Here is a 25,492-nt window from a genome sequence, read left to right as displayed (position 1 = left end):
TTAGAATACATGATTTATATGGTATAATTATGGAATAGTAAATCGTAAGAGAGGTGCGCCATGGCGGATGTGTTGGATAAAGTGTTAAGTGATTATTTTACAGGGCGATTAGAATCAAATATCAAGTTACGCAAAATGGAAATACAATACAACGTTAATCGTACGCCTGATGAAAATATCGGTGGTGGGCGCAAACAAAACGACTACAATAATCCGATTGAGTTGCGCATGATTAAAGAGCAGCAGGATGAGCAATTACAAAACTGGACATTGCAGAAGAACATCATTGATATGTTTTATCCGACAGCAGTTGATTATCAACAAAGAGTACTGAAAGCTAGATATGGCATGCGCAAGAGTTGGATAGAGATTGCGCTTGATGAGCATGTTGATGTTAGAACGGTTATAAGGTGGCGTGATGATTTCAAAAGCGGAATTGAAGGGCATTTGATGAGTACGTTTCCTATGTCATTTTCGTACCAATTAGGTGGCATGAATACTGTCTAAATAGGCGCATAATATGTATTGTGGAACAGTTGGCTAGATGATGAATTTCCTCTATTACGACACAAATTTCCAAAAGGTTTTTAACAAAGTATTGCATGAACTTTTAAGTATTAAATGTTTAGTTTTAGTTTATATGGTGGTAGGAACTATTACTTCTTCATCAATTAACTCATCCGGTTCATCAATAGTAATTTCACTTTGTGAAGCTAGCAAGCATGGCGGAATAGGTAGACGATAAAAGTTGGTACAGGCGGTATCATCATGTTAGGTGCAAATCCTAACCGTTTGCATAAACTTGAAAATATTTGTATTATCATGTTCATTATGATATAGTTAACTTTATTAAGCTTATTTGCTTAGAGAGGCTACTAACGATTAATTATATGATTGTTATAAGATAGTCCATATATTAATGTTGATTAGGTTGAGCAAATAGGCACGTATTTGTAGCATATTAGGTAATGCAGTAAATTGTTGATCTCCATTCTGTGAGATGAAAGATTCAGGTTTAGTAATAAATGAGTTCGAAACTCATCAGATACATTAGTTATTAAAGGTTATCCAGTCGGGTAGCCTTTTATTTGATTATTGGAACGATAGTATATAAAATATGCATATAGTGACAATTTGGCACTAGTAAGGTTTCATAAGGAGGAACATAATATGGCTTTAGAAGATAAGTTTGATAGTACCAAGGACAAAGTTGCGGGCAAAGCTAAAGAAGTAGAAGGCAAAGTTACCGGAAATGAATCGCGCGAGGCTGAGGGTAAGGCCCAGGGAATTTTAGGCAAGGCGAAAGACAAACTTTCTGATGCTAAGGAATCAGTAGAAGATGTAGCTGAAGATATCAAGAAAAAATTTAAAAATTAATTACCCAATTAAGGTAGCAGACTTTGTCTGTTGCCTTTTTATTTTGCACTGAAAAGGAGTGTTGATATGAGAATATAAAAAACACCATCTTCAATGATGGTGTGAGTTACCAATATTTACCGTTAATGCCATCTGTAAAACCTTTAATAGAATCAGGAATATTTGTCATTAAGAATAAGATAACCGATGATGTAACGAAAATAATTGTCCATACTTTTTGGGTCTTTGTAAACGTTCTAAATAATGGCTTTAAAACAACAAAAGTACCAATAGCAGAAATGAACATAACAAGTTCTAAAATATCAATAATAATTTCAAACATTACCTGCCTCCATTTAACTATGAAGAGTATAGCACAAATAAATTATACAAAGGAGTACGGTATGTAGATGAGTAGCCAATGGTATCGCCGATTAGAAGATGGAGGTCAGACGATGTAGATGATTAGAGATGAAGAGTATGGGTTAGTATCTAGTTGGGAAGAGCTAAGGATGCTAAGGAGATTGGATAAGGAGATGAACCATGCACGCAAACCTGATAAGAAAGATGCGCAACGCTAATCAATCAAAGTGTCGGCGAATATATCAGCCACACATTCGTATTGAGATAGATGACATCCGTGATGTACCAGTCGTCTATGTCGACGGTAAGAGACGCTTTAGTATCGATACTGATGAGCCGTTGGCAAGCCTGGTATATGATTGGCACACTGATGAAGGCCAGGAAGTCCGTAAGTCATTAGATGTAGAGTACTATGACTTGAAAGCAATGCAGGTTGTTAGACAAACTATTAGCAATATGTATCGGAGTTAGTGATGCCGCGAGTTAGAAGATGCAAAGCCAGTGGTTGTTTTAACATGGTGGCATTGCCTAAGCGTTACTGTGATAAACATGCAGATCAAGAACATGAGTATGTGCCAAGAGATATGCATCGCTACAATACAGTTACTCGTAAACGTAATAATAACAAGCGAACGCAATATAATTTCTATCGCACCAAGCAATGGGTCAACCTTCGGCAACGAGTGTTAGATGAACAGCACTACCTATGTCAGTACTGCAAGTGTGATGGGATAGTTAAGCAAGGCAAGACAGTCGATCACATCGTACCTATTGAAGCATCCCAAAATGACAAGGCTGATATGAGTAACTTAGCCGTGATATGCAGTTCGTGTCATACATTAAAGACCAAGTGGGAACAAAAATATTACGGTACAGGAAAAGACAATCAATTGAAGCAAGTCAGTCCGATTAGAAGTATCACAATGATTAACAAGCTTATGAAAAATAAATAGGCTCTAAAATCGTTTCTAAGACGTTTTAGTCTATTCATGTAATTAGTCGATTAACGTTTTAAAATTGAACATAGCCCCCCACAGTTGCTCACAATAAAGAGCACACACATACCCTTTTCTTATAAAAATGATGAATTTTGAAAATTTTAGGGTAGGGGGGGTCATGAAAATAAGGAGGTGATAAACGTTGGTTAAAAAAGCTGACAAAGATGTTAATGGCGGGCGTTTATCGAGTACGCCTCCAACCTATCTAGGTAGGCAAGCAAAGGTGATTTGGCGTAAAGTAGTACCTTTTTTAGAAACACAAAGCAGTGTTATTAGAATAGATGCTGGTTTAGTTGAAATTTACTGCACGCAGTACGAAATTTATCGCAACGCCTATAAGCACATTAGGGAAAATGGTGAAGTTCAGGCAATTTATAAATCAGTTCAAAATTATGAAGGAGAAGTTGTTGGTAAAGATTTTATCGGGTATAAACGAAATCCAATGACTAGCATTTACAGTGATGCCATTAAGAATTTAGCCAAGATTGGTAGCGAGCTAGGACTATCACCAAAAAGTCGAGCAGAGCTAATGGAAATTAGTGATAATGCAACTTCAAATGAAGAAAGCTCTACTAACCAGATGAAAAATTTCTTTGCAGATGATGAATAAAGAAAAGGGGTGATCATATTAATATTGATCTAACGCAAAAACATAATGTGATTGAAGAATATAAAAGCATTAATTTTTCAGAAGTGATTAATAAGTACCAAGACAAAGGGACACAATATGCTGTTTCAGTATTAGAAGGACAGACTGAAAGTGGTTATTTGATTAAGTTAGCAGCGTTTCGCCATTTGCGGGATTTACAACGTCAAGGTGATAATGATTTTCCATTCAAGTATTCTGTTAAACAAGCAAATAATATTTTGAAATTCGCTAAAATTGCACCAAATGTCGATACTGGTGAACCAACTAAACTAATGCCATGGCAAGAGTTTATCATGACACAGTTAATTGGGTGGCGCAGTTTAGATGGTGGTAAGCGGTTCAGTCGAGCAATTGTTTCTGTCGCTCGTGGGCAAGGGAAAACATACCTCATGGCAATTATCATGTCTTATTCATATTTGATGGAAACACTAGGACTTGAAAATCAAGACTTTTTAGTTGCTTCAATAAACTTCAAACAAACCAATAAATTATTTGGTTATGTCAAAAGTATGCTTCGCAAAATTGTTGAATTTGAACCGTTTAAATCTTATGCCAAGGAAATTGACCTAAGCATTCAAACTGATCAGATTATCATGAAGCAAAAGAATAATGTTATGCGTGCTATTTCACATGAGTCCGGTCAATATGATTCATTCCACTTCACGACTGCGGTTGTCGATGAAATTGGCGAAATTGCTAGTCGAGAAAAAATTTCTAAAATCATTTCAGGACAAGTTAAAGTTAAAAATCGTCAGTTTATTCAAATATCAACATCATACCCTGACCCAACCGTACCATTTCATGAGGATCAAAAGATGATTCAACAGGCCATGGAACAAGATTGGAATCGAGATGCCGATAGTTATCTTGGCTTAATTTGGGCACAGGATAGTCTTGATGAAACGTTTAAGCCAGAAACATGGACTAAAAGTAATCCATTGCTCAATTTAGAGACTGAAAGAGAAGTCTTGATGCAAGGATTAATTGATAAAAGAGACAGCGACATGTTAGCTGGCACGATTAGCGACTTTCAAAATAAAAATTTGAATATGTGGCTACAAGAATCAACTAATAGTTATTTAAAATTAGCCGATGTTGAACGTGCAATTGTTCCTGATTTTGATATTCATGGCAAGCAAGTGTATATCGGGTTTGATTATTCCATGTTTAGCGATAATACAGCGATTGCATTTGTTTATCCTTACTTAAATGCTAAAGGTGAAAAACGGTGGCACGTTGAACAACATTCATTTATTCCTTGGCATAAAGCCGGGTCGATTGAAGCCAAAGAAAAGCAAGACGGTATCAATTATCGTGAATTGGCCAAACAAGGTTTTTGCACGATTACAGCCCATGAACAGGGCATGATTAATGATGATCAGGTATATGAATGGTTATTAAGTTATGTTGAGGACAACGCATTGGACGTTGTCTTTTTTGGTTATGATGCCATGGGTGTTACGGCAGTTATTAAGCAATTAGAGTTGAATACATCATGGAATTTAATGGCAATTCGTCAGCGAACTGGTGAGCTAAAAGACCCAACAAAGTTTTTACAAAAAGCATTTGTTGAAAGTTCCATCACTCGCTTGAACGACAAAATCATGGAAAAGGCATTACTAAATGCGCAAATCTATGAAGATAAAATTGGTATTCAGGTTGATAAAGCTAAAGCTACACTAAAAATTGACGTGGTTGATGCCATTATTGATGCCTTATATCAGGGAATGATACATTTTGAAGATTATTCAGATGTGAATGATCCTGAAAAACAAATCGAACGAATGACACCACAACAAAAATTAGATTGGTTGCTTAGTCCTGAAGCTGGATTGATAGGAGATGAACTATGATTTTTAAGAAATTATTGCCGTTAATTTGGCAAGTATTTGACTTAATGTGCTATTTGGCAGCGTTAATTGCGCTGAATTGGGCAATGTTTAGCTGGAATCAGATAGTAGGTGGCATTACATTAGCTGTGTCATTTGCCGTTACAGGGTTAATTAGTGAACTGATTACCAATAACACACCGAAAGGAGGTGATTGATATTGCCAATATTTAGTCCACGTTTCAAAAATAGTCTTGATGTGGGCGGTGGAAGTCAAATTGGTTTTGATGATGCAGATATTGTTAATTTTTTAAAGCCTGATGGTCAGGATGATTATGTGAGTGCTGATGTTGCGTTGCGTAATTCAGATATTTATTCAGCGGTTTTCCAGTTGAGTGCTGATTTAGCTTCGTCTCGATTAATTACGAATAATTCCCGTAATCAAGTCATGCTAAATAATCCAACAACTTGGACGAACGCTTATAGTTTCTGGCAATCGGTTTATGCTCAACTATTGTTAGGGGGTGAAGCATTCATTTATCGCTGGCGTAATCGTAACGGTATTGATATGAGATGGGAGTATTTGAGACCTAGCCAGGTCAGTGTGTTTCCTCTTAATGATTATTCGGGGCTGTACTACAATGTAACGTTTGACTCACCATTAGTAGGTGTGGTCAATAGTATTCCATCTAATGACATGATTCATTTTAGACTGCTTAGTCAGAATGGTGGGGCCACTGGAATTAGTCCACTACGTTCATTGGCCAGTGAATTGAAAATTAAAGATTCATCCAACAAGTTGACGATTAATGCTTTGGCCAAGTCAGTTCTGACACCAGGTATTTTAGAAGTTGACGGTGGTGGACTACTTAATGCTAAACAAAAATCAGCATTGTCACGGCAATTTATGAACCAGGTTAATAGTTCAAATGGTGGGCCGGTGGTTATTGATAAATTGGAAACATATACACCTCTTGAAATTAAGGGAGATGTTTCTAAGTTGTTAGCTCAAACTGATTGGACTTCTAAGCAGATTGCGAAAGCTTACGGCATTCCTGATTCAGTATTGAATGGTCAGGGTGATCAGCAAAGTTCACTAAAGATGATAGGTGGCGATTATGCTAAAGCACTTATGCGTTTTGGTCGAGCAATCACCAGTGAATTATCAAATAAACAATCATCTCAAGTTGAAATTGACATTAAGCCAGCCATTGACCCAGTTAATGACGACTTCACAACCAACATTAATTCATTCAAACAAAGCCAATTGCTCACATCTGGCGAAAGTAAGTGGTTACTCAAGCAAACAGGGTATCTGCCACCTGACATGCCAGATATTCCAGAAAATAATACAGAAGGGAGTGAACCTATTGTCGAAAGTAATTAATATTAAAGGAACCATTGTTGATGATGAAACGGCAGCGTTTTATAGTTTTTTTGGCATTCCAAGTTCATCGCCAAGTGCTGTTGCACAAATTTTAAACGATGATGAGGAATTACCAGATGAACCAGATTCAGATGTTGAAGTAAACATCGCTTCAAATGGTGGAGACGTGTTCGCAGCTAGTGAAATTTACACCATGTTGCGCCAAGCAAATGCCAAGGTCACGGTTAACATCCAAGGATTAGCAGCAAGCGCAGCCAGTGTCATTGCTATGGCTGGTGATACTGTTAAAATTTCGCCAACCGCACAGATTATGATTCATCAAGCAGCGTCTAATATGGGCGGAAATAAGGATGATTTGGCTCATGAAATTGGTGTTTTAGATGGTATCGACAAGTCAATTGCTAATGCCTATGAAGCTAAAACAGGCTTACCACAAGCCGAATTGCTCAATATGATGTCCAATGAGACATGGATTAGTGCACAGGATGCCGTTGATAAAGGATTTGCTGATGAAGTAATGTTCGTTGATGAAAAGCAACCAGCATTCGCCAATTCAGCTTCCAATTTTGTTCCAAAGTCGGCAGTCAATAAGCTACTTAATCTAATCAACAAGTCCGAAACGATTTCAAAACTAGACAATAAAATTAATGATAGCCAACCTACGGATGATTTAAAACAACGTAAGTTGGCTATTTTATTAGGAAAATAAGGAAGGAAATTTAAATAATGACAGCAAATATTAATGAATTGAATGAACGGTGGGTTGCATCAGGTCAAACAGTCTCTGATTTGCAAAACAAGGCACAATTGATGGTTGATGATGAAACAGCATCTGCAGAAGATGTGGCAAACATCCAAAACCAAATCAAAAATGCGATTGCAAAGCGTGATTTGGCACATGAAAATCTAGTGCAAGCACAAGCAGAAAATGTCATTGCTGATCCATCGGCTCAAACAGAACCTTTGGCACAACCAGAGAATGATTTGAAGAAGAAGTTCGTTGACGAATTCAAAGGCATGATCAAGGGAAATCCAAAGGTTGTTAATCAATTAGATTCATCAGTTGATCCAAATGGTAATCAAATCGGTTTGACAATTCCAGAGGATATTCAAACAGCTATCCATACTTTGGTTCGTCAATACGATTCATTGGAACAATATGTTAATGTCGAGAACGTTTCAACGTTGTCAGGTTCACGAGTTTATGAAAAGTGGTCAGATGTAACACCATTAGCTAATTTAGATGCTGATGATGCCACGATTGGTGATAATGACGACCCTAAGTTGGCTATCGTTAAGTACTTGATTAAGCGTTATGCAGGTATTTCAACAGTAACTAATACGTTGTTAAATGATACTGCTGAAAATATTTTGGCTTGGTTATCATCATGGATTGCTAAGAAGGTTGTTGTTACTCGTAACCAAGAGATTATTAAGGCTATGAATACCGTACCAAAGAAGCCAACGGTTGCTAAGTTTGACGACATTAAGGACATTGCGATTACGGGTGTTGATCCAGCTATTGTTACAACTTCATTCTTTATGACTAACGTTTCAGGATTGGCTGTATTAAGCAAGGTTAAAGATGCGATGGGAAATTACTTGTTGCAACCAAATCCAACGCAACCTGATACTAAGCAAATTGACGGTAAGAATATTGTTGTAGTAGCTGATCGTTGGTTACCAGACGTATCAGGTTCACATCCATTCTATTTTGGTGACTTGAAGCAAGCTGTAACCTTATTTGACCGTCAACAAATGTCATTGCTATCAACTAATATTGGGGCTGGTGCCTTTGAGAAGGACTTAACTAAGATTCGTGTCATTGACCGCTTTGATGTTGAAGCAACAGATACTGAAGCATGGGTGGCTAGTTCATTCAAGGAAATTGCTGATCAAACAGCCAACTTTGCAGCATCTGCCCCTGCTGCAGGCTAATAATTTAAAACTCGCCTAATAAATAAACAGTACATGGAAGCATGAGCGGGTTTTAGAGAGGAGGCGATATGGCAGTTTCAAAAGAAGATTTAAAAACTTCATTGCGAATTGATGGAACAGCTGATGATACCTTGTTAGATGGTTATTTAGTAGCAGCTGAAAACTATATCAAAAACGCCATTGGTGTTGATGAAGATGAGTTTTATCAAGATAAATCAGTTACTACACTAATGGATGTCGCTATTATTGCTTTGGCAAGCGGTTATTATACATTCAGAACATCATTGTCATTAGTTGCGGCGTTTCCGGTTGATTTAGCGACTAATTCTATCATTGCTCAATTACGTGGCGTATATGCCAAATATTTAGCAGATAAGGGGGTATTTGATGACGATAACTCCATTTGAGCTTAATAGACGTGCCGATTTTGGAACAGTTCAGACGGTTCAAAATCCTGACAACGGTTCAATGAAAAAAACATTCGTTAAAGCATTTAGTTTATGGTACGCGTCTAAGACACGTACGTTGAACCAACAGTATCAAATCCAAGGAACAGCATTAGAAAACACCAAGGTGATTATTGTTCGTCATAACCCAAAAGTTGAAGCAATCAAAGTTGTTCAGATTGATGATGTCATGTATGACTTGGTGAGCTACAGCCCAGATGAGTCAAACAATTACAACACGTATGACTTCGTGACATTGAAGCGGAGGGCATAGCGTATGGCAGAACAATCATTCGAGGCGTTCTTTGAGGACTTTGTTAAACAGGCTGAAGACTTGACCATCAATTTACCAGTTGAAGACAAAGCAAAAGTTACCAAAGCAGGCGCAGAGGTATTTCAAAAAGAGCTTGAAGCTGAGTATAAAGCCAATCATTACCGGGAACGTGAAACAGGTAAAGATCCACACTTAGCCGACTCTGTGATTATGCAAAATACCAATGTTGATGGCATGAAAGATGGTACTTCTACCGTTGGATTTCCAGAGAATAAAGCTTATATTGTAAACTTTATCGAGAATGGAACCAAATTTCCGATGTACTCCAGAAAAGGGCGCAAGTATAAACATCCAGGTCAAGTGGCGGTTACTGCTGACCATGCTATTGCTGATTTGTGGGATAACCCGAATGTTAAGACAAAAATGTTGAAAGCTGAAGCAAAGGCATACAATAAAATTCTTGAAAAGAAGGGAGATAACTAATGACACCAGTGGTTGAAATTAAGAACGTGGTTCATGACGTATTCCCTGATTGGCAAGTATACCTTTATGCCATTCCAGAAGAGGTGATTGACGATAAGCATGTGACGCAAGTCTTGGTTACAGAGAACAATTCCTCTGCATCAGATTATGGTAACAGCACATTCAATGGCATGGACTTTGGTTATCGTTTGCAAGTCTTTTATGGACTTGATGAACAGAACCTGATTGGTAAGGAAATCATGCTGTACAAAGCCTTAGAAGCGAAGGAATGGCGTATTACAGACAGCCAACCACGGTACTTGGATATAAGCCAAACAGATGAGCAACAGATGATTAAAAATATTGATGTGAATAAAACACTAACACTTGATGAGATTGACCTGTAATGGTTGACCTCATCTTTTTATTTGAAAGGATTTAATTATATGGCAATCGCAGGATTAAAACTTATTACACTTGCATTACGTGACAAAGAAACAGGCGACCTTTTAACAGGTGACGCTGGACTATCTGAAAATGGTTTATTCCCAGTTACCACCAAGATGTTAGGTGCTAAGTCAGCCAACATTTCAAACATTTCAGCAAATGGTACCGCTGTTTATGGTAACAACTCTAAGGTTGACCAAACGCAAACCAAGGGTGAACCAAGTGTCGCTCTTGACTTCAATGATTTACCATTCGACATTAAGCAAAAGCTTTTGGGGCGTGCATCAGACGGCAAAGGTGGTTATCTACAAGGAGACCGTCCACGAGTAGCCATGACTATTGAGACGCAAAACCTTAAGCGTACAAACTCTGTTTACTTTGGTTTTGCCAATGGTGAAGTTCAGGAGACAGCCGCTAATGTCCAAACTGATACAAACAACGAAGTGCGTGTTGATGACTCTTTGACATTCACTTCATTTGGTGTTGAAGAGTGGAACAACGAAGCCATGAAGGTATATTCAGACCTTGACGCAAAGTTCGATAAGACAGCCATGGAAGCTGACGTGTTTGGTGCTCCATCATCAGCACCAGCAGGTACTGGCGAATAAATTAACCACAGCAACGATTGAAGCTGAATAAATACCAATCCAAATGGGGTGAGAAGCCCGCTACATACATCACACCACACTTAAGGAGTGTACCAAATGAAGATTTTATTCAAGGAATTATCAGCAAAACCTTTTGAAGTAAAAGGCTCTGTTAAAAATTTAAAAAAGACATACAGCATTCAATTGAAATTGGCTAACATGCAAGAAATTGCCCAACAAGAAAATCCTATTGACTCACTTAAGAGTATGATGCAAGCGCTTGACGAATTAAGTGCCTACATTGTCGACATGTTGCACCTATCAAAGCCACAACAAGAGAAGCTGGAAGATTTATCACAAGATGATTTAATGCGAATTACCCAATACTTGAATATGCGCTTAATGGGAATGTCTGATGCAGATATTGAGAAGGCACAAGCCGAGGCTGATGAAGACGGTGAGGGTTTAGCATAACTGAACGTCAAATTGCTTACACCAATCATCTGGCAGACTTAAACTTATTCGAAAAAGATACGATGCAGAACTTGCATTGGTCTTTGGACGATATTGAAGAGGCTGATTATCAAACTCTCATGGAAATTTTGAATACATCAGAAGAGGATAAGATGCAGAACCCAGATGATATGTTCAAGCAATGGCAATCATTATCTTAAAAGAAAGGAGGTAATTAAATGGCAAAAGAAAAAGTGGCTAATTTAATGTCAACTGGTATTGGGCTTGATACAACTGGAGCTGTTCAGTCAATTAACCAATTGAAGCAGTCCGTTGCTGGTGCCACGAACGAGTGGAAGCAAATGGAAAGCTCATTAAAGCGTTCAGGTGATGAACTTGGTGCTTCTGAGGCACGCTATAAGGGACTTTCTGATGCAGTTGGTAAGCAATCCACCGTTCTTGATGAATTAAAGCGTCAACAAGGTGAAGTTAATCGATCAACTGAGGCAGGTGAGCAGACTTATCAAAAGTATGAGAATCAAATTGCACAAGCTGAACGTAAGTTGACGTCATTAACTGCCCAACAAGCCAAAGCAGAACAGGCTTACCACTTACAAGAGTCAGGTATTGCCTCACTGAATAAAGAGATACGCCAGAATATTCAAGAAACTGATGCACAGGTTGAACGCTTACGTGCGGAAGGTAAAGAAACCGAAGCCAATGAAGCCCAGAAGAAGGGATTGTCGGCAACTCTTGAGAAGCAAACAAAGCTGTACGAAGCCCAATCGCAGGAATTAAAGCGATTAACAGAATCTGGTGAAGCCTCTGCTGACTCAATCAGTAAGCAAAAGATTGCACTCGATAAGACTGGTACCAGTATTGCCAAATCAAAGCAATCACTCGCTGAGTTAGACGGTGCCCAATCAGCTATTGGTAAGAACAACGGTGCCGAAGAGGCTGGTTCGAAAATGGAAGGCTTCAAGGGCAAAGTTGGTAAATCAAAAGAAGCGTTGATTGCAATGGGTGCAACAGCAACAGCGGTACTTGCTACTGTTGCCAAAGGTGTCAAGTCGATTTACGACTCACAAGCAGAAGTATCCACCCTGCAAGGTAAGACCACCTTGTCTTATAAGCAAGCCAAATCAGGTATTGCTGAAATCAATAAGCTGTATGCGCAAGGTTATGGTGACTCCATTGATGAGTTGCAAGAAACATACGCAAAACTTGCTCAATTAAATCCCAACGCTTCCGTAAAAGAGCTTGGTGAAAATACCAAACTGGTATCCACGTATGCCAAGCAATCAGGTGCTGATGTTGATGAAGTCATGCAGGGTGCTGATAAAGCCACTCGCAATTGGGGTATTTCTTATCAAGAATACTTCGATAACATGACCCAACTCCAGAAGTTAGGTGACGACCAAGCTGGTGATATTTCCGACAACATGGCGGAGTATTCACAAAAGTTGAGCCAGATGGGGCTTAGCATGAAGGACTCCATGGCATTGATTGATAATGGTGTGAAATCTGGTGCTTACAACGGAGATAAGCTACTCGACTTCACCAAAGAGTTCCAAATCAGTTTAACTGATGGACGAATGGACCAAGCCATTGGTAACTTCTCAAAGAAGTCCCAAGATATGTTCAAGGGCTACAAAGAGGGCAAGGTTTCTGCTGGTGATATGTTCAAGCAAATCACTGGTGAAATGGGTAAGATGACCGACAAGCAAAAGGAAGCCACGATTGCTTCTAACTTGTGGTCAGCACTTGGTGAAGATAATTCCTTGAAGGTCATTGAGTCACTGGGTAAAACCAATAAGAAATTTGATGACGTTAAAGGGACAGCTGATAAGACATCAAAGCAATTAAAAGAGTCCAACCCATTTGAACTCATGCAACGTTCTGCTGAAGCATCTGTTAAGAGTATTTCCTTAAATGCTGGTGAAACAGAGAAGCTTAAAGCCTCTTTGAAACCACTTCAAAAGGCATTGAAGGACTTAATCGAAACAGCAGTTAATAACTTGCCAAAGCTCATGGCAGTCATTACACCAGCCCTTGAATATATCAGTAAACACGGTAAGTTGATTGTTGGTATCTTAACGACATTGGCTGGCTTAACTGTATTCACCAAGACCATATCAGGGTTGTCCAAGGTATCTGGTGCCATTGGCTCAACAGTTAATGTTGCTAAAAAGGCAAAGGATAGCAAAGCATTCAAATGGTCAGCCAAATTGGGTAAAAAGTCCTTTGATAAGTCATGGGGTGCAATTAAGGCAACTGGTTCAACAGCTAAGAAATGGGGCAAATCTGCCTTTAGCTGGAGTGCCAACTTAGGTAAGAAGGCATTCACGAAGAGCTTATCCGCAATCAAAACGGCTGGTTCTGCTACTGGTAAAGCTGTTACCAAGTCGTTGAAGTTTACAGCAAATGTTGCCACAAAAGCTTACAGTATTGCCATGGCTGGTCTGGTTAAGACCGCCAAGGTAACAGGTAGTGGAATAAAACTTGCCTTTAACTTCTTAAAAGCGAACCCACTTATCTTGCTTATCACAGGGATTACAGCCACGGTTGTTGCTTTAACAACGTTGTACAAGCACAATAAGAAGTTCCGTGATTTTGTTAATGGCTTAGTGAAATCAGCACAGGATTTCTTTAAAGGTATTGCCAAATGGTTTGGTGAAGCCTACAAGAAGGTCTTGAGCATTTTCAAGGCTATCTTGAAGTTCATGAAAAAGGACTGGAAGGAAATCCTGTTACTTATCGTGAACCCAATTTCTGGTGCATTTGCCCTAACGTATAAGCACAACGCCAAGTTCCGCAAAGCCATTAACGATTTGGTTAAGGACGTGTTGAAGTTCTTTACCAACATGGGTAAAGGTATTGCAAATATTTTCACTGGCATGTGGCGTAATATTACCAAGGTTTACAACAGTATTCTGAAGTTCATCAGGGACACCACTAACGACATCGGCAAAATCTGGTCAAAGGGTTGGCAAAGTATTTCCAACTTCTTTAGTGATACTTGGAATGGCATGAAGAAATTTGGTCATGATGCAATCTGGTCAATCAAGAATACCTTTGATGATGTCTTAGGTAAGATTGGTTCAGCATTCAGTAACACATGGAAAGGCATCAAATCAGGCTTTTCTGACATGTGGGAAGGAATGAAACAACTTGCTGGTGACGGAATTAACGCTGTTATAAAAATACCAAACGCTGGTATTTCTGGAATCAATGGGTTAATCCATGACTTTGGTGGTCCAAAACACGCCATCGGTCAAATTCCTAAGGTTAAGTTCGCCAATGGTACTGGTGCTATTAAGAACCTGACACACGCTGTCCTAAACGATGGAAACGACTCCCCAGCAACTGGTAACAAGGAGATGTTAATCCATCCAAATGGAGCCACGGAGCTTGTTCAGGGACGTAATACGGAACGTTTGTTGTTACCTGGTACAGAAGTATTGAATGCTTCTGAAACAGCCATGCTCATGCGTATGCAAGGTATTACACATTTTGCCTCTGGTACTGGCTTCTGGTCACGCCTATGGGGCGGTGTTACCGATGTTGCTGGCAATGCTTGGTCAGGTTTGAAGAATGGTGTTGCCAAATTCACCAAGATGTTGGAATTCATCACGAATGCGGTTGCCCACCCAGTTAAGACACTGGAGAGCAAATTGAGCTTGAAGACTGCTGGACTTGACTCAGTTTATAAGGACTTTGGTGGGGCATTCTTTAGCAAGGTTAAAGGTCAAGCTAAGGACTGGTGGTCAACTCTTTGGAACATGGCTAATGATGCATCAAGTGCTGGTGCAGATGGTGGCATGAAGGGCGATGATTATCGCTACAAAGGTAAAGTTGCCGACAGTGGTGCAGACCCTTGGGGTTACTTTTTTAAAGAATGTGTTTCGTTCGTAGCCTCTCGCCTTGCAAACTTAGGTGTTTCAACAGCCAAGTTCTCACATCTTGGTAATGGAATGGACTGGGTCAATGCAAAAGTACCACACATGAGCAAGCCAAAGGTTGGTTCTGTTGCGGTATACGGACAAGGTTCTGAATTTGGTAATCACGTTGCGATGGTTACAGGTGTGCAAGGGAATAAGATTTCTGGTGAAGAATACAACTGGAATGGTGACCACAAGTACCACACGTATCATGGACGTAATGCTTCTGGTGCAACGACATTCTTGGACTTTGGTTTGAGCAGTGGTTCGTCAAAGTCTGATGTTAAAGCAGACAGTCCACTGGCAAAGCTGATTAAGAAGCAAACTGGTGGCATGTTGGGCTGGATACAAAAGTTCATTGCCCCATTAAACGACTCATCAACTGGTGTCGATGGTGACGTACACTCATGGGCGGATGATGTTAAGAAGGCTTTGCGTAAGCTTGGTTTGTCGACATCTGCTTCAATGGTGCAAAAAGTCTTACGTCAAATTCAAACTGAGTCAGGCGGTAATCCGAAAGCTGTTCAGGGAAACATTGGTGACATCAACAACAAGACAGGTAACTTGGCTAAGGGGCTTATGCAGGTCATTCCGCCAACATTTAACGCTTATGCCTTGCCCGGTCACCACGATATTTTCAATGGCTATGACAACATTTTAGCTGGGTTGAATTACGCCAAGCATCGTTATGGTAACGACTTATCTTACTTGGGACAGGGTCATGGTTACGAAAATGGTGGTTTCATTTCAAGTCACGGCTTTTATGAAATCGCTGAGCGGAATATGCCTGAAGTGGTTATTCCACTTGACCCAGCTAAGAAGCCTCGTGCATCTGAATTACTTGCTGAAACAACAGCACGTATCCATGGTAATGAAACACCAACTGCTTCACAAACCGACTTATCGAAGGTGGAGAGCAAGCTGGATAACTTGATTACGTTATTAACGCTTGTCCTTGGTGTCAACAAAGATCAATTACAGGCATTAACCAGTACCAAAGCTGGCAATCAATCAATGGGCTTAACACAGTTAATGAACCAGATGGGATTACAACAGCAACAACACAATTTCCAATCAATTTAATCGAAAGGACATAACAGTCAATGCGTCATTTATTTGTACAGCCTTATGGTGAAAAAGAATATGACTTGACTGCCAGATTACCCTCAGTGGTACTTCTGGATATGAAGTCAAGCGCACCACAATTATCAGGTAACTTTTTACAGATTGCAGGTTCTGATGGGGAAGCCTTAATTTCCAGCAATTACAATCCAAGCACGGTGACGGTTTCGCTATTCTTAAAAGGGAAGTCCATGGCAGACTTGCGGGCTTTAAAGGCAGAGGTACAATCAGCTTTTTACCAACGTCATTTAATGCGCTTAAGAAGTTCTCTGGAGCCTTCTCGTGCTTATTGGGTAATTGGTCAACCAACCGATATAACACCTATACAAGGCACCACACAAGCCACTGTCGACCTTGTATTCACGAACCCTTCTGGTATGGCACAATCTGCTGTAAGAAGTGATGAATTACCAGATAAAGTGGGTGCGTTGGGCATTGGGCAAGGTATTCCTGTTGAAGATTTAACGTATCAAAACCGTGGGGGTAACTTCAAGATTTACAATCCAAGCGACATTGAAATCGACCCATATATCCAGCATCATGATTTGGTTATCTCAGTAACGGGTGTCGGGTCAAGTTTTAGCATTAGCAACAAAACGAATGGCACCAGCATTAACATCACGTCACCCATACGAGATGGGCAGACCTTTCAATTAAACGGTGTGGTACCAAGTATTGACGGTGATACCAATATTCCATCAGACTTTGGACACATTGAACTGGCAAAGGGATACAACAACATTCAAGTGAGTGGCTTGAATAACCCTGTTACCACGTTCAGCTTCCCATTCCTTTACTTCTAATGGCATACCAAAAGAATAAAGTTGTCGTGCAATCACGAGACAAGTCAACCACTCAAGTCTTAACAACCTTTGACTTTAATACCTTGCAGATTACACGCACGAAAAACGAAGCTTACCAATTGGACTTAACTGCTTATGATGATAGCAGTATTGCATTCAACTTACTCACAATTGAGAACCTGATTATCTTCAATGGGCAAATGTACGTGATTAAGCAAGCCACCGATGATAACGCTGGTGGTATCCATTCAATCAATATCACAGCCATGCACATCTTTTATCAACTCAATCAGTTATACCAGTACAATGTGAAAACTGGTGATAACATTTTCACGTTGACCCAAGCATTGAAATACTTGTTTGATGGCGTGGCTGGTGGGTATGCTTATCAGATTCATGGCACATTCAATGGTAATAAAACCTTAACCGATTTTGGTAATACACCAATTGTCGAAGGTTTGTCCACATTGAAGAGTACCTTTGGTATTTATGCGATTGTGCCAGATGGAATGACCATTCACTTATATGATGAAAAGTCGTACGTCACAGATACCAACAAGGTGTTCCGTTATCTGTACGACACAGCACAGGTACAATTGCAATTCGATAGCAGTACGATGGTTAATGCTGTTCAAGCAGTTTCCACAGCTGAGACACCTGCATTCAAGGCTTTTATCGTTCAAGATGACGCTTCGATTGCCAAATGGGGCTTGAAACAAGGTGCTCGGGTGGAGAGTGATACAATTACCGACACGAACGCTATGAAAACGTTGGCATCACAATCATTTGTGCTTGAACCGACTATCAGTTTAACCGTGACGACTGCTGTTAATGAAGCAGTTACTATTGGCGAAAAATGGACGGTGCAAATACCTGCACAACAAATAACCACCAAGGTTGAAGTTATTTCAGTGGTTGATTTTCCGTTAAGTCCAACTACACCACAACAAGTTACGTTGAACAATACACGAGTTAATTTCTTGGACGTCCAGCGGGCACAGTTAAATCAATTAAAACAAGCACAAACAAACGCAAAGAATTCAGCAGTCGGCAACATGTGGACTATCGGGGAGGTGTAAGACATGTCATTAAATGGAATTGACATCAGCAACTGGCAACCTGATATTGATTTATCAGCAGTCGAGAGTGATTTTGTCATTGTAAAAACCACTGAAGGCACCGATTATGTCTCACCTGTTGCAGATACACAAATTCAACAAGCCTTGAAACTGAATAAGTTGGTGGGTATTTACCATTATGCAACAGGAGCTGGATCAATTGATGAAGCCAAGTTCTTTTTGAGTAACATCAAAGGTTACATGGGTAAAGCCTTATTGGTGCTGGACTTTGAAGGTGAAGCAATTGCCAGTGGTCCAACTTATGCCAAAACATTTTTGGACACAGTTTACCAAGCAACAGGGATACGTCCTTTGCTGTACACCTCGAAGAGTGTGATTAACCAATACGACTGGTCAGCAGTATCCAACGAATACGACTTGTGGGGCGCACAGTATGCTTCGACTGCCCATACTGGTTATCAAGCAGAACCATGGGAAGACGGTACGGCATGGGGCAGTTTTGGTAAGCCTGTTATCCGCCAATACACAGGATATGGACGTTTGGCTGGTTATGCTGGCGACTTGGATTTGGACTTATTTTATGGTGATAAGGACGATTGGCAAAGTTATGTAACGTCCGATGAGGATAACACCGACCCTGAACCAAGTACCAAAACACCAATCGTGCAATACTCCGATGCCAAAGGTAATCGAGCTTATGCGTACACCCATTGGCAAGCAGTGACAGGTAAGCCAGATGTTGCCGTGAAGAGTGACTTAACGAAATATCAACAAAAAGCAGACCCCTTTGTCTTAACGAGTCCAAATGGTACCCAGTATCAATTGGCAGTTGATGATAAAGGGGTCTTGTCAGCAGTGGAGGTGAAAGATGCTTAAGGATTTAGCAACACGATTAACGGCAATTGATGAAACCTTGTCGGGATTATATGCGGGCTTGCTTAAGTTCCAAATGGTTATTCTGACGCCAAGTAAGTTACCTGTGGTAGAAGTTGGCAACCAATATGATGCCACCAGCTTTGAAAACTTGAATGAGCGGTTGGTGGTCTTAACTGCAAAACTTAATGATTTGGCTGATATTGCCAACAGTTACAATCTGGTTGATATTTCAGGTAATCACGCTCGTGGTTATGGTTATATTCCAATCGACAAGGGCAGTATTGATGAAGCTGTGACTGGCTATGATAATGCCATTGCAGGACTTTCATCAGCAACAAAACAATTAAAAGAACTGTTCAATTTGAACGGTATTAAGGAGCAATAAATGGCAGACAAACAAGGACGTTTCGTTATTCTTGATACAACGTTAGCAAAAACTGATGCAACGCTGATTGATGAGTTAAGTGGACGTCAAGGGGACAATGGACGTATCGTATACTTCGCTTTGAAGGATGGACAATTCCCACATGATTTAACTGGTCAAGACGTACAATTGGAAGTCAAAGATTCAGCAGGTAAGATTAAGGTTATTCACGGCATTAACGACCGTGTATCCGATGAAGGTGGTTTGTTTAACTTGATTATTCCCGCCGAAGTGTACCAAGCTTCGGGTGACGTACAAGAGGCTTACCTTGCAGTGGTTGATGATAACGGCGTTAAGATTACGTCCATTCCCATTGCGTTTACAGTCTTTGAGAATGGCATTATTATCTCAGCCAATGCGTCACAAGATTACTTATCGAGTGTGGATAAGATGATTGCAGATGTTGAGCAAAAGATTGACGACTTAACCGCTTATTACGATACGCTGGAAGATAAAATTCAAGTCTTAACGGACGCCGTAAACAAGAACCAAGTGGCTTTGTTGAACAGTGATAACACATTCAGCAAGTCATTAACCGTTAAGGGTGGTATCACAGCAGATTTGCACGGTACAGCTGATAAAGCTAAGAGTGCAGGTGACACCGATAACTTTGCGGGACACTCATACGCAGATGCATTGGGTCATGAAGCCTTTAGGCGAGGAACTCGTTTCTTTGCTCATCGAGGTGCGCAAGCAATTGCCCCAGAAAACTCATTGCCTGCTTTGAAGAAAATCAGCAATCACTCGGGATACGAAATTGACATTCACCAAACATCGGATGGACGATGGGTGGTTATGCACGATGGAAACATTGACCGTATGACGGCAAAAACTGGTGCCATTTCAAGTTATACCTTTGACCAATTGCGTAAAATCCCAATCAGCAAGGGAAGCTCAGCCTCACGATACACAGCATCTGAATTGGTTATCCCATCATTGGAAGAGGCTTTGACCGTTGCCAAGGATAAGCGATTAACCCCTGTCATCGAGATTAAAAAGGACAGCACCGATAATTACACCTCAGCTTCATATGACAGTTTGGTGGCAATCATCAAGAAGTTTAACGTTGAAAAGGAAATGATTTTCATTTCATTCGATTACAACTCATTGGTTGAGGTTAAGAAGCGTTTGCCATTGGTGGAAGTCTCTTACTTAACCAGTGATTTCACGCAAGACTTAATCGACCAAGCTTCTGCCTTGGGTGTTAATTCAGGAATTGACGCTGATTACACGAACACAAACTTCAATGCTCGCAATGTCCAATTGGCACACGATGCTGGCTTGAAAGTTGGGGCATGGACGACAGCAGATGACTCAAAGCGTGATGCATTGTTAGCCATGGGGGTTGATTTCATTACAACCAACAGCCTATCTGGTGAATTGCGATACGCCGAATTAACGTTACAAAATGGTTGGAAGAACAACACTGGTCAAACAGCACTGTATTCATACGTGACTGAGATTGCACCAGGTAAAATCTTGGTACGTTTCAGCATTTATGGTGGTGACCGAACTCATCACACGATTATTGCCAAGCTTCCAGACTGGGCAAGTCCTAATTCCGAGGTATGGGCTTCAGCTGTGTTACGTACCACCAATAATATTACACTGGGTTCATTTGATATTGACCACCAAAATTCTAACTATGTCAATCAGGCATCAGTCAGTGTTGGACTTAACTGGGACAGCATTAACAATGCCGATGCATTTTACTGGGTATCTGGTGAAGTCGTGTATTACGTTTAAAAGGAGGACACATGTCGAAATTATTAAAACGGTTAAATGATAACCAAAATAAAGTTGCCGACACCAATGGCATCATGAAATTACAGGCATGGGATTACGGTGTTGCCCAAGACTTAACCAATAAACAGATTACAGCTACCATTGCGAACGCAGGTGGCTTTTTATTTGACATCGATTTGGTAAGTAATGGAACTGAAATTGACTTGGACTTTAAGGACAGCCAATTGCAAAAGTTAACTCCTGATACGTATTTCCTTGAAATTAAAGTTACAGATAAAGATGGTGATGTCTCAGTATTTCCAACGGAAGGGTATGCCACATTCACTATCAATAAGAACTTACATGCCACAGAAGGTGCGTTAGTCCCGCAAATAACCTTTGACACTGTCTTGGCAGATGTCAAAAAGGCAGTTGATAAAAAAGTTGCCGATTACACCAGCACGATTGCAAAAGGTGATAAGGGTGATACTGGTCCACAAGGTCCGCAAGGAATACAGGGAAAACAAGGTATCCAAGGACCAAAAGGTGATAAAGGGGACACTGGAGCAACTGGCCCACAGGGTCCAAAAGGTACCACGGGGGCAACAGGCCCTAAGGGTGATAAAGGGGATACTGGTCCTACTGGTCCTGCTGGTAAAGATGGGGTTGTGGACTACAATATGACCGTTAATACCACAGGAGACCAATCGGCAACAGGAACAAAAAGTTTTACTGATGTAAATGTCAGCCATATTTTGAAGGCAGACTGGTTATACAAGCATGTAGCAACTAATAATAGTTATGCTAATTTTCTAGAGGTAATTGATGACAGCTATGGTGATAATAAACCTCATTCATTAGGAACTTACTTTACGGGGAAATCAGACGGTTCTGGTGTTACGATTACTGGAAATGGTTTGACAGGTATTGGTGGTGGTGAGTCTATTAATAATCTATTTATAGCAATACAAAATGGAACATCTGATTCTACTGCTCTACCTTTCACAACCATGAATTCAGAGCACTTAATTGCTGCCTCTGATGGTGGAATTTACTTTATGACTAACCAACAATCTGGTATCAGTTATGATAATATCTGGCGATTAAATGGCAATGGTTATTGGGATAGATATGATGTCTCTTCAAGTAAATGGATTAACGTAATCCCTAATACATCTGGAGTACTGGCACAAGACTCATCTGTTGTTCACAATACAGGTAATGAAACCGTTGCGGGTAACAAGACGTTTTCTGGTAATACCACGATTGGTGGTACCTTGATGACCGATTCTGGTTGGAAAAATATGTCTCTTGCCAGTGGTGTGAAAGCAACTGTTGCTCGTTACCGCTTACTGAATGGTGTTGTTTACATTCAAGTGCTGGATGTTATTGCCGATGTTGGTAAAGTGTTCGCAACGTTGCCGGCTGGTTACAGGCCTCCACACTGGATTTGGGAGTCATATTTTTCAGCTAATAAATCAGGAAACTTTTTAATTGGTGACAATGGTGAGGTATCGCGTGCGTCATCAACCACACCAGGTACTGACTCAGGCACAAAGTCTTCATTTGAAGTTTCTTACCCAATTGATTAAAGGAGGACGCAATGAACATAACAACATCAATCACAAATACCAGTCTTAAAAACTCAGACAAAGGGCTGGTCATCGACTTTATTGACTTGGTGGTTAATTTTGTCGAACCAGATAATTATTTTGGTGGACAAATTCGATTAACTGCAGAAGAGGACGGTATCTCATTTCAAACGACCACTGAAGACTTAGCAACTTTGGCAATTACTAAGGCAAAGAAATTGATTGCTGAATCACAAGTTGTTGTTCCAGATCCAGAACCAGAACCTGTACCAGATGACGAACCTGCTCAATCAGAAGCACCTGCAAATTAACGAGGTACTTTAATGGACGTCTTTAAAGTATTGGAAATATCATTCGGAGTAATTGGAGCGGGAGCGACACTGTTGGGTGGGCTTTGGTGGGTGTTAAAGAACACAATTGTTGCGTCAATTAACGAATTGCGTGAAGATTTACAAGAAATTAAAGAGCAATTGAAGGACGCTAATAAAGTGGCTCAAGACCATGGCGAACGTTTACTTAGACTTGAAGTGTGGAAACATAACAAGTTTGGTGATTAATCAGAAAGGATGACACATGTTACAAAAAATAAATAATGCACTTAAGAACCCAGACGGTAGTTACTCAGGAAAAGTAATTGCAGGTCTGGTTTCTTTGTTAATTGTACTTGTTCAACAAGTATTTGCAGTGTTTGGTATCAAATTTACTGGTGACTGGACTGCTATTATTGCGGTAGTTAATACCGTGCTGACCATCTTGGGAGCATTAGGTGTGCTGTCTGGTGGTGGTGTGGTTGAAGCACCAACAACTGTTAAGTTAGAAGATCCAGTCAAAGTCACTCAAGTACCCGATACGACTGAACAATTAAAATAAGGGAGATGTTATGAATAAATTAAAGCAAGCACTTGTTCTGGCAGGTGCTTTTTTAGCATTCGCAGGTGTTGGCTATGTATCATCTGATACTGCCCATGCCGATACACCTCGTGTGGATATGGTGGACGTGTCTAACCACAACGGACAAATGACAGCGCCAGAGTTCGTGTATATGCGAAATAATTATGGTATGAAAGCTGTCGCAACTAAAATTTCAGAAGGAACAACCTTTCATGATTACACCGCACCAGGTAACATCGCAGCTGCTAAGGCTGCTGGTGTTTACATCAACGGGTATCATTTCCTGTCATCAACGACAGTAGCTGGAGCAATTGCCGAAGCTGATTATGCAGTACGTATGGCAAAGGCTGATGGCTTACCTGTTGGTGCTGTCTTGGCAGTTGATGTTGAGAACTCCTATCAATTGTCGATGGGTTCAGCTATGCAACCAGTTGCGACAGCCTTTGAGAATCGTGTGCGGGCGTATGGTTACCGCTCAACAACTTACACTGGTGGCTACTCATCAAGTGTGAGCCCGGCTGGTGAAAAATCGTGGTTAGCGCAATATCCATACGTGCCAACATCAGCCATGAAGCTTTACAATACCGAACATGCTTGGCAATGGACGTCAAACCAAAGATTTGCGAGCTCACTAGGTCGTTTTGACGCCTCAATTTTGTACGACAACTTCTTTACAGCTGGGACTGATAAGAATGCTGTTGTACCAAATGTGACGCCATCAAAACCGGTTGTGAACAATGATACGTCAGCTATCAAGCAGTTTAAGAACGCTGGTAACCGCTTTACTGCATACAAGTCATTCCGTGTTGATAAAATCGCATACGTTAATGGTATGTGGCAAGCAATCAATTACGACCTTGCTGGTGGTAAGGATGCCTCATGGACTGCCAATGGTATTCCACTAGCAATGCTAGATAACATCACTCGTGGTAACTATGCAGCAACTCGTGTAGGTGACACGGTTAAGTTCAAAGCTGGTTACAGCTATGGTACAATTGACCAATACGACAACAACTCAAATGGTGCTGGTATTGTTGAAGGACAATATGGTAACATTTGGTACAATGCCGATTCATTACTGAATAAGTAATTGTAAAATGACTATCAATAAACTATAATCTAGTTAACTTGATAGCTATCTCCAGAAGTAAAAAGTGATAATTAGTTGCATTAAACAAACAGTTATCAAGTTAAGGGTCCACCAGGCTATTCGATTGAATATCTTGGTGGGCTATTCATTATGTGCTATAATCTACACGTAGAGTGTAATAGCTATTTAACTGACTACTCTTGAACTGCTCTACAAGTAGTTATGTGTTGATCAAGTCACATGACTATAAAAACCATGTTCAATTTACCATTTTGTATTTGTCCTTTGTCATGGTTTAGCCCACTAGTCATTGCGACTAGTGGGCTTTTTTGTTGTGTGTTATGATTATTAGGTAGAGCTTGCTATCTCTTCCAGCTGCTCTACAAGTAGTTATGTGTTGATCGAGTCACACGACTATAAAAACCATGTTTTTCACACCTATCTCAGTTAAAAATGCATGGTTTATACCACCAGTTTATGCGACTGGTGGTTTTTTACGAGTTATTAAAAGTATTGTGCTAAAATAGTAGCACAGGTAATTGGCAGAGTTAATCATCTACTAATTATCTCGATTAGGTTCTCCTAAATTTCTTTGTTTTACAACAATTTTCGTTGTGTTTTATCTCATCTTATTAGTTCTTTGTAACTAGGATAGAACATTTAAAAAGCCTCACTGGTTAGAGTAGTCAGTCTATCTGGTGAGACTTTTGCATTATTTGAAACAATATATTTACTACATATAACTTATAAACGACTATAC

At 40.1% G+C, this 25,492-nt stretch carries 28 protein-coding genes and 1 pseudogene; 28 read left to right on the top strand and 1 reads right to left on the bottom strand.

From position 1 onward, the window contains the following. Positions 1-60: 60 nt before the first annotated feature. Positions 61-507, top strand: coding sequence for a DUF722 domain-containing protein (locus QRX23_RS06180; RefSeq protein WP_330155032.1), 447 nt, complete (start codon positions 61-63; stop codon positions 505-507). A 663-nt stretch (positions 508-1,170) separates the two neighbouring features. Continuing rightward, on the top strand, positions 1,171-1,377 hold the full coding sequence (locus QRX23_RS06175) for a CsbD family protein (protein WP_330155031.1): 207 nt from the start codon (positions 1,171-1,173) through the stop codon (positions 1,375-1,377). Positions 1,378-1,483: 106 nt separating this feature from the next. Here QRX23_RS06175 and QRX23_RS06170 read toward each other — a convergent pair whose 3' ends face one another. After that, positions 1,484-1,699 (bottom strand): hypothetical protein, encoded by a 216-nt coding sequence (locus QRX23_RS06170; protein WP_330155030.1) that lies wholly within the window; start codon positions 1,697-1,699, stop codon positions 1,484-1,486. A gap of 200 nt (positions 1,700-1,899) precedes the next feature. Here QRX23_RS06170 and QRX23_RS06165 point away from each other — a divergent pair, with 200 nt between their 5' ends. The 26 genes and pseudogenes from QRX23_RS06165 (at position 1,900) to QRX23_RS06040 (ending at position 24,732) form a co-directional block, all read left to right on the top strand. Continuing rightward, positions 1,900-2,190 (top strand): hypothetical protein, encoded by a 291-nt coding sequence (locus tag QRX23_RS06165; RefSeq protein WP_330155029.1) that lies wholly within the window; start codon positions 1,900-1,902, stop codon positions 2,188-2,190. Positions 2,191-2,234: 44 nt separating this feature from the next. After that, positions 2,235-2,672 carry an HNH endonuclease gene (locus QRX23_RS06160; protein ID WP_408068646.1) on the top strand — a complete coding sequence of 146 codons (438 nt, stop codon included), beginning with the start codon at positions 2,235-2,237 and terminating at the stop codon, positions 2,670-2,672. Between the two features lie 187 nt (positions 2,673-2,859). Further along, on the top strand, positions 2,860-3,327 hold the full coding sequence (locus tag QRX23_RS06155; protein ID WP_150222747.1) for a phage terminase small subunit P27 family: 468 nt from the start codon (positions 2,860-2,862) through the stop codon (positions 3,325-3,327). Positions 3,328-3,344: 17 nt separating this feature from the next. Further along, on the top strand, positions 3,345-5,219 hold the full coding sequence (locus QRX23_RS06150) for a terminase large subunit (protein WP_330156126.1): 1,875 nt from the start codon (positions 3,345-3,347) through the stop codon (positions 5,217-5,219). Next, a complete protein-coding gene (locus QRX23_RS06145; RefSeq protein ID WP_330155027.1) occupies positions 5,216-5,413 on the top strand; it encodes a DUF1056 family protein in 198 nt (65 codons plus the stop codon). The genes QRX23_RS06150 and QRX23_RS06145 overlap by 4 nt, the downstream gene beginning before the upstream one ends. A gap of 2 nt (positions 5,414-5,415) precedes the next feature. Next, positions 5,416-6,582 (top strand): phage portal protein, encoded by a 1,167-nt coding sequence (locus tag QRX23_RS06140; RefSeq protein ID WP_330155026.1) that lies wholly within the window; start codon positions 5,416-5,418, stop codon positions 6,580-6,582. After that, on the top strand, positions 6,566-7,291 hold the full coding sequence (locus QRX23_RS06135; RefSeq protein WP_330155025.1) for a head maturation protease, ClpP-related: 726 nt from the start codon (positions 6,566-6,568) through the stop codon (positions 7,289-7,291). Before QRX23_RS06140 ends, QRX23_RS06135 begins: the two co-directional genes overlap by 17 nt. Positions 7,292-7,308: 17 nt before the next feature. Then, positions 7,309-8,520, top strand: coding sequence for a phage major capsid protein (locus QRX23_RS06130; protein WP_330155024.1), 1,212 nt, complete (start codon positions 7,309-7,311; stop codon positions 8,518-8,520). A 68-nt stretch (positions 8,521-8,588) separates the two neighbouring features. Beyond that, a complete protein-coding gene (locus tag QRX23_RS06125; protein ID WP_150222753.1) occupies positions 8,589-8,927 on the top strand; it encodes a head-tail connector protein in 339 nt (112 codons plus the stop codon). Next, positions 8,908-9,240 carry a phage head closure protein gene (locus QRX23_RS06120; protein ID WP_150222754.1) on the top strand — a complete coding sequence of 111 codons (333 nt, stop codon included), beginning with the start codon at positions 8,908-8,910 and terminating at the stop codon, positions 9,238-9,240. The genes QRX23_RS06125 and QRX23_RS06120 overlap by 20 nt, the downstream gene beginning before the upstream one ends. Positions 9,241-9,243: 3 nt before the next feature. After that, positions 9,244-9,723 (top strand): HK97 gp10 family phage protein, encoded by a 480-nt coding sequence (locus QRX23_RS06115; protein ID WP_330155023.1) that lies wholly within the window; start codon positions 9,244-9,246, stop codon positions 9,721-9,723. After that, positions 9,723-10,109 (top strand): DUF806 family protein, encoded by a 387-nt coding sequence (locus QRX23_RS06110; protein WP_330155022.1) that lies wholly within the window; start codon positions 9,723-9,725, stop codon positions 10,107-10,109. The genes QRX23_RS06115 and QRX23_RS06110 overlap by 1 nt, the downstream gene beginning before the upstream one ends. Positions 10,110-10,148: 39 nt before the next feature. Next, complete coding sequence (locus QRX23_RS06105) at positions 10,149-10,757, top strand: phage tail protein (RefSeq protein ID WP_330155021.1); 609 nt, start codon at positions 10,149-10,151, stop codon at positions 10,755-10,757. 96 nt (positions 10,758-10,853) lie between these two features. Continuing rightward, positions 10,854-11,210 carry a phage tail tube assembly chaperone gene (locus QRX23_RS06100; RefSeq protein WP_330155020.1) on the top strand — a complete coding sequence of 119 codons (357 nt, stop codon included), beginning with the start codon at positions 10,854-10,856 and terminating at the stop codon, positions 11,208-11,210. 62 nt (positions 11,211-11,272) lie between these two features. Next, the gene (locus tag QRX23_RS06095) at positions 11,273-11,410 is read left to right on the top strand and encodes a hypothetical protein (RefSeq protein ID WP_330155019.1); all 138 of its coding nucleotides are present in this window, start codon (positions 11,273-11,275) and stop codon (positions 11,408-11,410) included. Positions 11,411-11,428: 18 nt separating this feature from the next. Continuing rightward, complete coding sequence (locus QRX23_RS06090; protein WP_330155018.1) at positions 11,429-16,213, top strand: phage tail tape measure protein; 4,785 nt, start codon at positions 11,429-11,431, stop codon at positions 16,211-16,213. Positions 16,214-16,233: 20 nt separating this feature from the next. Further along, positions 16,234-17,055 carry a phage tail domain-containing protein gene (locus tag QRX23_RS06085; RefSeq protein WP_330155017.1) on the top strand — a complete coding sequence of 274 codons (822 nt, stop codon included), beginning with the start codon at positions 16,234-16,236 and terminating at the stop codon, positions 17,053-17,055. A gap of 26 nt (positions 17,056-17,081) precedes the next feature. Beyond that, positions 17,082-18,134 (top strand): prophage endopeptidase tail family protein, encoded by a 1,053-nt coding sequence (locus QRX23_RS06080; RefSeq protein ID WP_330155016.1) that lies wholly within the window; start codon positions 17,082-17,084, stop codon positions 18,132-18,134. 3 nt (positions 18,135-18,137) lie between these two features. Then, positions 18,138-19,010 (top strand): GH25 family lysozyme, encoded by an 873-nt coding sequence (locus QRX23_RS06075; protein WP_131473440.1) that lies wholly within the window; start codon positions 18,138-18,140, stop codon positions 19,008-19,010. Continuing rightward, positions 19,003-19,395, top strand: a complete 393-nt coding sequence (locus tag QRX23_RS06070) for a hypothetical protein (protein ID WP_131473441.1) — start codon at positions 19,003-19,005, stop codon at positions 19,393-19,395. Before QRX23_RS06075 ends, QRX23_RS06070 begins: the two co-directional genes overlap by 8 nt. After that, a complete protein-coding gene (locus tag QRX23_RS06065) occupies positions 19,396-21,180 on the top strand; it encodes a glycerophosphodiester phosphodiesterase family protein (protein ID WP_330155015.1) in 1,785 nt (594 codons plus the stop codon). It abuts the gene before it with no gap. A gap of 11 nt (positions 21,181-21,191) precedes the next feature. After that, positions 21,192-22,751, top strand: coding sequence for a hypothetical protein (locus QRX23_RS06060; protein ID WP_330155014.1), 1,560 nt, complete (start codon positions 21,192-21,194; stop codon positions 22,749-22,751). 11 nt (positions 22,752-22,762) lie between these two features. Continuing rightward, on the top strand, positions 22,763-23,062 hold the full coding sequence (locus QRX23_RS06055; RefSeq protein ID WP_140837504.1) for a hypothetical protein: 300 nt from the start codon (positions 22,763-22,765) through the stop codon (positions 23,060-23,062). 12 nt (positions 23,063-23,074) lie between these two features. Then, on the top strand, positions 23,075-23,308 hold the full coding sequence (locus tag QRX23_RS06050) for a hypothetical protein (protein WP_140837506.1): 234 nt from the start codon (positions 23,075-23,077) through the stop codon (positions 23,306-23,308). Positions 23,309-23,324: 16 nt separating this feature from the next. Next, a pseudogene (locus tag QRX23_RS06045) lies at positions 23,325-23,573 on the top strand (phage holin); the annotation flags it as partial. Positions 23,574-23,631: 58 nt separating this feature from the next. Then, positions 23,632-24,732 carry a GH25 family lysozyme gene (locus QRX23_RS06040; RefSeq protein WP_330155013.1) on the top strand — a complete coding sequence of 367 codons (1,101 nt, stop codon included), beginning with the start codon at positions 23,632-23,634 and terminating at the stop codon, positions 24,730-24,732. Positions 24,733-25,492 lie beyond the last annotated feature (760 nt).

This window comes from Weissella paramesenteroides (genome assembly GCF_036327715.1).
Lineage (GTDB): Bacteria > Bacillota > Bacilli > Lactobacillales > Lactobacillaceae > Weissella > Weissella paramesenteroides.
This window is presented reverse-complemented; position numbering and strand designations above follow the sequence as displayed.